Origin of the sequence: Dolichospermum sp. LEGE 00246 (assembly GCF_015207865.1) — a bacterium.
GTDB lineage: Bacteria > Cyanobacteriota > Cyanobacteriia > Cyanobacteriales > Nostocaceae > Dolichospermum > Dolichospermum heterosporum.
In genome coordinates this window covers 1-5,615 of the sequence record NZ_JADEWA010000360.1, presented here as the reverse complement: position 1 = coordinate 5,615, position 5,615 = coordinate 1, and the positions used below count along the sequence as shown (strand labels likewise).

Sequence of the window (5,615 nt, the reverse complement as noted above, 5' to 3'; positions counted from 1 at the left end):
AGATCTGTATAAGAGACAGGCCCCCTGCCCCCCTACTCCCTAGAAACAGCAAAGATTTTTCCTGGGGTAGATGTAGGTGATTAAGTCAGTTTATACTTTGTTAAGAGGTGTAACCTACATTAGACAAATACAGTCATGAGTTATTTATTGCTCGAAGTCCAAGTACCAGATACCGGAAATCACTTTCCCCTAGCTTTTACTTTGGTGTATGTAGTGGGTTTTGTCGCTGCTATCACCATTGGTTCAATTGCCTGGTACAACTCCAAACGTCCCCCCGGTTGGGAAAATAAGGAACGCCCTGACATTATCCCCAAGGTAGAAAAGGAATAGATTCGGTAATTGGTGATTGGTGATTGGTCATTGGCAAGAATGTTTTACCCATTACCCATTACCCATTACCCATTACCCATTACCCATTACCCATTACCTAATTCTGTACATCCACCCAACGACGGTAAAGTTTTTTAATCTGTTTGAGCAAAGTTATATGGATACTGGGGTGAGATTCACTAGACTTGCTTAACTCTTCCAATTGAGAGAGGAGTCTTGCTTCTTCAACGGCTACATCACCGTCACTGTAAATTAAGCCACTGATAGCTTCAATCAAATCCTCGTAATCTTCCTGAGTTGGGCGATCGCCTAAATATTCCTTGACCCATTGGTAACACTCATTTGGCTTGACTGGCACTAATTCATACAACCAAGGTTTAATTTCTGGATCATTGGCTAAACCTTTAACTTGGGCTATTTCTCGCAGATATTGCCGTTCTTCTGGTTGGATTTTGCCATCAATCCAAGCTGCTCCAATCAGGATTTTTACTAGGTTTTTTACATGAGAATTATTAACCATCACTGCCTCCTCTGGTAGATTCGGGCTTTGATTAAATCTTACAATCACTATTGGTATTCACTCGGAATCCTTAGTTTTTCTTAAGCGCACCATAAAAAAACCATCCATATCTTGTTGGTGAGGCCAAACTTTCAACCACCCCAGGGGAGAAATATCGGCAAAATCAAAGCTAGGAGGTTCAATTTGCCAATGGGGATTTGCGGCTAAAAACTCCGAAATTACCTGTTCATTCTCCACTGGATGCAGTGTACAAGTAGCATAAACTAAAACGCCGCCAGTCTTGACAAAAGTTGCATTATGTGATAGCAATTCTTTTTGTAATTGGGAAAGTTCTTGAACAGAAGCCGGTGTTTGTCGCCAACGCGCATCAGCGTGACGGTGCATAGTTCCCAAACCCGAACAAGGAGCATCAAGCAATACACAGTCAGCCGAATTGTAGAATTGTGGTAAATTGCGGCTGTCTCCTGAACAAATTTCGATAGATTGTAAATTTAGACGTTGGGCATTTTCTTTTAATTTCCGTAACCGGGAAGCAGTTTTATCACAAGCCCAAATTTTGCCTTTATCTCCCATTAACTCAGCAATATGAGTGGTTTTCCCCCCTGGCGCCGCACAAACATCAATCACCACATTACCGGGTTGAGGGTCAAGTAAATGACCAACTAATTGAGCGCTACTATCTTGGACAGTCCACCAACCTTCATGAAAACCAGGTAAATTTTGAATTGCGCCGTTATTACCAATTAATCGTAAAGCTTGGGGTAAATGGGGGATAGGTTTCACTAAAACACCAGCAGATGCAAAAGCTGATTCTACTTCTTCTAAAGAACTACGCAGGATATTTACTCGTAAATCAATTGTTGGGGTTTGATTCATCCAAGCACAAAGTTTTTCTGTTTCGGCAAAACCCAATTCTTTTAACCAAACCTCAATTATCCAATTAGGGAAACTGTGTAAGATTCCCAATCTTTCTACCGGATTTTCTGGTAACTTTAGCGGTTCTGATGACTTTTCTGCAAGGCGGAGATATTGACGTAATAAACCATTGACAAACCCAGTTAAACCAGGAAAACCATTTTCTTTTGCTAATTCGACGGTGGTATTTACAGCCGCAGAAACGGGAATTCTTTCTTGATAACGCAGTTGGTAAAAACCCAGATGTAAAATTGTGCGAAGGTCTTTTGGTTGTTGCTGAATTTTCTTTGTAGCAAGTTGGTCAATGATAGCGTCTAAAGTGCGTTGTCTTCTCACACTCCCATAGACTAATTCTGTCATTAATCGGCGATCTGCGTCGGGTAATTTAAATTTTTGTAGCACTCGGTCTAGGGCAACATCAGCATAAGCTCCTTTGTGTACTTCTTTGAGAGCAATAAAGGCGAGTTGGCGGGGGTTGGTCATGAAAGATAATCATCCTGTTTACTTTGGTTGAAATTGGTACACTTAAGTAATTGGACAAAAATATTTACAGTCATTGCGAGGGAAGGGAAGCAATCACAACCCTGGCGATTGCTTCATTTCACTTCGTTCCATATGGCTAACGCCACGCAACGCTTACGCAATAATATTGTGTAATTAATTCTGTCTCACTACTTAATTTACTATTTTGAATGTTCCTATCTTAATCCTGTTCATCCTTAAATCCTGGACATCCTGATTCAGACAACTTCATCACAAATTACACTTAGAGACTTCCAAATAAAAAAATGTCCCAAAACTGATGCAAAAATTCTCTCTCTGTGTACTCTGTGCCTCTGTGGTTCGTTTCTTGGGATAATTTATTTCTTGGAAGTCTCTTATGTACCAAAATCATCAAAACACCTATTGAAAATATTCCCATCCTAATCCTGTTCATCCTTAAATCCTGGACATCCTGATTCAGACAACTTCATCACAAATTACACTTCACTTATGTGCGAAAATTGTCAGAGCAGGTGTGAGGATGTAGTATGACAGACAAAAACTGGCAAGATGAAGAACTGTGGATTGTCACCGCAAGTAGTTCTGATGATGTTTCAAAACAAGGGATGAAAGCTGTTAGAGGTAATGGTAATCCTTACAGTAGTCCTGCGGTTACGGATGAAGAAATAAAAAACAGTCGCATTACAGCCGGCACCTTAGCGAAGCAAATGTCGCACTTTGTGGGAGTAATCAGTGGTGTGTTTAGTAATGTTCAGAAGCAAGTCGAAACCCAAGGGGAACTCCAGCTTGATGAAATTACCCTCACGGTAGAAATTAGTAGTGAAGGTGAAATTAAATTGCTGGGTACGGGTGTAAAGGCTGCTGGTAAGGGCGCAATTGAGCTAAAATTTAAGCGTTTATCACCCCAATCACCTGTAAATTGACCGCAATATGGCTAAGAATTGCGCTGTTGTCATTGGCGTTAACGAATATGACGAAATTCAGTGCCTCCAGTATGCAAAAACTGATGCAGAACGGGTGCGCGATTATTTTTCAACTGGTTTAGGTGTACAACCAAACTATCTATATTTTTTCTCTGATGATTCACCGCGCAACAGCCTGGGAAAGAAAACTCAACCAACCTACGGTACACTAAACAGCTTTTTCAATGATCGCTTTGAACAGCCTTTTTTAGAATCTGGGGATACTCTCTGGTTCTATTTTAGCGGTCATGGGATGCCCCACGAAGGACGAGATTATTTACTACCCATAGATGGAAATCCTCGCACTGTACCCAATTTAGCAATTCCCATTACCTACATCACAGAACGGTTACGGCGCAGTGGTGCGGATAATGTAGTGTTGTTTATTGATGCTTGTCGCAACACTGGTCAAAAAAGCGCTGGTTTGGGAATTGGTGAAGAAAAACAGCAAGGTGTAATTACCTTTTATTCCTGTAGTCCCAGTCAGGTTTCCTACGAAATTGAGGAAATTCAACAGGGTGCTTTTACTCATGTTTTACTCAATGGGTTGCAAATTCAAGGTGAAAGCAACTGCGCGACGGTTGAACGGTTGTATAACTATTTGCGCTATCAAGTTCCCCAATTGACCCAAAAGCATAAAAGTTATATTCAAACTCCCTATGCTGCCATAGAACCTGCAACAAAATTGCATTATATTTTATTGCCTAAATCTGCTAATCTCACAGATATTTATGCTCTAAAAAATGATGCTTTTCATGCCGAAGTAGTAGGAGATATTCCTCTAGCTCGTCAGTTATGGAGGCGCGTTCTTGTCGCTTCAGGTGGAGATGATAATCAAGCATTTGATGCAATTGAGCGATTAGCAAACAAGCAATCTCAGCCTCAAACGGAACAGCATCGAGAAGCAGAAGCACAGGGACAGAAAATAGCAGTAGCAAAACGCCAGGAGTTGACTGTAAATTTAGGTCAAGGCTTAACCCTGGAACTGGTGCGCGTACCAGCAGGGAAGTTTATGATGGGAATGCCCCCAGAAGAACGCCAAATAGCCCTAGAAAATGCCCTGAAATGTGGCTACCAACGAGAAAATACTGAAGAATGGTTAGATTGGTCTACCCCACAGCATGAGGTGTATCTGCAAGAATTTTTAATGGGCAAATATGCTGTTACCAATGCCCAATGGTATGCCGTCATGAAAACTAAGCCATCTGAACAATATGACCCCAAGTTTCAAGGTGATAAGCAGCCTGTAGTTGGCGTTTCCTGGCACGAAGCCCAGGCATTTTGCGAAAAGCTATCTGAACAAACAAAGCGGGCTGTCAGATTGCCCACAGAGGCAGAATGGGAATATGCCTGTCGGGCTGGAACAACTACACCCTTTGCCTTTGGTAAGACTATTACAACTGATCAAGTTAACTATAACGGCAATTATCCTTATGCGGATACTTCCAAGGGCAAATATCGAGAATGTACTGTAAATGTGGATAGTTTCACCCCTAACGCCTGGGGCTTATATCAAATGCACGGGAACGTCTGGGAATGGTGTTTGGATGAATTTCACGACAGTTATAGCGAAAAACCAGCGCGTTTAAAAAGTAATGGTAATGAAGTTTGGGGAGAATTGAAGGTAAATGAAGAAGATAATCGCGCTTATATATTACGGGGCGGTTCTTGGTACCTCAATGCTATCGCTTGCCGTTCGGCGCTTCGTTACTGGGACTTCGCGCGTGGTCAAGTCAATACTCTCGGTTTTCGTGTTGTGTTCGGGTCTTCCTCGCCAGGATTCTCTTAGCCCTTTACCCTCTTGCGCTTTTGCGCTCTTCTCTTTATTTCTTTACCCTTCCCTCTCGCCTTTAGGCGAAAAATTTTTTTGGCGTTGTAGAGATGTTCCATGGAACGTCTCTACAAAAACATTTCTACAAAGGGTTTAATATCATCAAAAATCACTTGTTAAAGACTTGTAAACAATATCGCTGATTAATATTCGGATATTGTAAATTGAGGGTGGCTATCCTTGCTTATACTTCTTAGTATGTATGGCACATAGCTTGGGGTTGAGTTATTAAACGGGGCGGTTCTTGGTACAACAATGCTATCAATTGCCGTTCGGCGAATCGTAACAGGAACAACGCGCGTAATCAAGACAATAATCTCGGTTTTCGTGTTGTGTTCGGGTCTTCCTCGCCAGCACTCTCTACAGTCAGAGTTGATAGGAGGGTTCTTTTTAGGAACTACGGTCAGAAACGGTAAGTTCTACCGAGATTGTCTGTCGAGTGGAAAAACCTCTTAGAAGTCATTCTAAGACCACGATGAAGCAGGAAATAAACACTAAGATTATCGCTGTCCAGATGTGTCTAGACTTTGGTAATTTTGGGTAAGTTTTATAG

General features: G+C 41.6%; 5 protein-coding genes. 3 read left to right on the top strand and 2 right to left on the bottom strand.

What is annotated here, in order from left to right:
• Window positions 1-135: 135 nt before the first annotated feature.
• The gene (psb35, locus tag IQ228_RS19665; protein WP_027402651.1) at window positions 136-330 is read left to right on the top strand and encodes a photosystem II assembly protein Psb35; all 195 of its coding nucleotides are present in this window, start codon (window positions 136-138) and stop codon (window positions 328-330) included.
• 97 nt (window positions 331-427) lie between these two features.
• Here the strand turns inward: psb35 and IQ228_RS19660 are convergent, their stop codons facing one another.
• Window positions 428-850, bottom strand: a complete 423-nt coding sequence (locus IQ228_RS19660) for a TerB family tellurite resistance protein (RefSeq protein ID WP_027402652.1) — start codon at window positions 848-850, stop codon at window positions 428-430.
• A gap of 57 nt (window positions 851-907) precedes the next feature.
• Window positions 908-2,248: a 16S rRNA (cytosine(967)-C(5))-methyltransferase gene (locus tag IQ228_RS19655; RefSeq protein WP_027402653.1), complete on the bottom strand. Its 1,341-nt coding sequence runs from the start codon at window positions 2,246-2,248 to the stop codon at window positions 908-910.
• A gap of 548 nt (window positions 2,249-2,796) precedes the next feature.
• Here IQ228_RS19655 and IQ228_RS19650 point away from each other — a divergent pair.
• Window positions 2,797-3,192, top strand: coding sequence for a hypothetical protein (locus IQ228_RS19650; protein WP_027402654.1), 396 nt, complete (start codon window positions 2,797-2,799; stop codon window positions 3,190-3,192).
• Between the two features lie 7 nt (window positions 3,193-3,199).
• Window positions 3,200-5,020 carry an SUMF1/EgtB/PvdO family nonheme iron enzyme gene (locus tag IQ228_RS19645; RefSeq protein ID WP_193964055.1) on the top strand — a complete coding sequence of 607 codons (1,821 nt, stop codon included), beginning with the start codon at window positions 3,200-3,202 and terminating at the stop codon, window positions 5,018-5,020.
• Window positions 5,021-5,615 lie beyond the last annotated feature (595 nt).

Coding starts and splice junctions, on each gene's coding strand:
- IQ228_RS19645 (WP_193964055.1), top strand. CDS start 3,200: ATGGCTAAGAATTGCGCTGTTGTCATTGGCGTTAACGAATATGACGAA.
- psb35 (WP_027402651.1), top strand. CDS start 136: ATGAGTTATTTATTGCTCGAAGTCCAAGTACCAGATACCGGAAATCAC.
- IQ228_RS19655 (WP_027402653.1), bottom strand. CDS start 2,248: ATGACCAACCCCCGCCAACTCGCCTTTATTGCTCTCAAAGAAGTACAC.
- IQ228_RS19660 (WP_027402652.1), bottom strand. CDS start 850: ATGGTTAATAATTCTCATGTAAAAAACCTAGTAAAAATCCTGATTGGA.
- IQ228_RS19650 (WP_027402654.1), top strand. CDS start 2,797: ATGACAGACAAAAACTGGCAAGATGAAGAACTGTGGATTGTCACCGCA.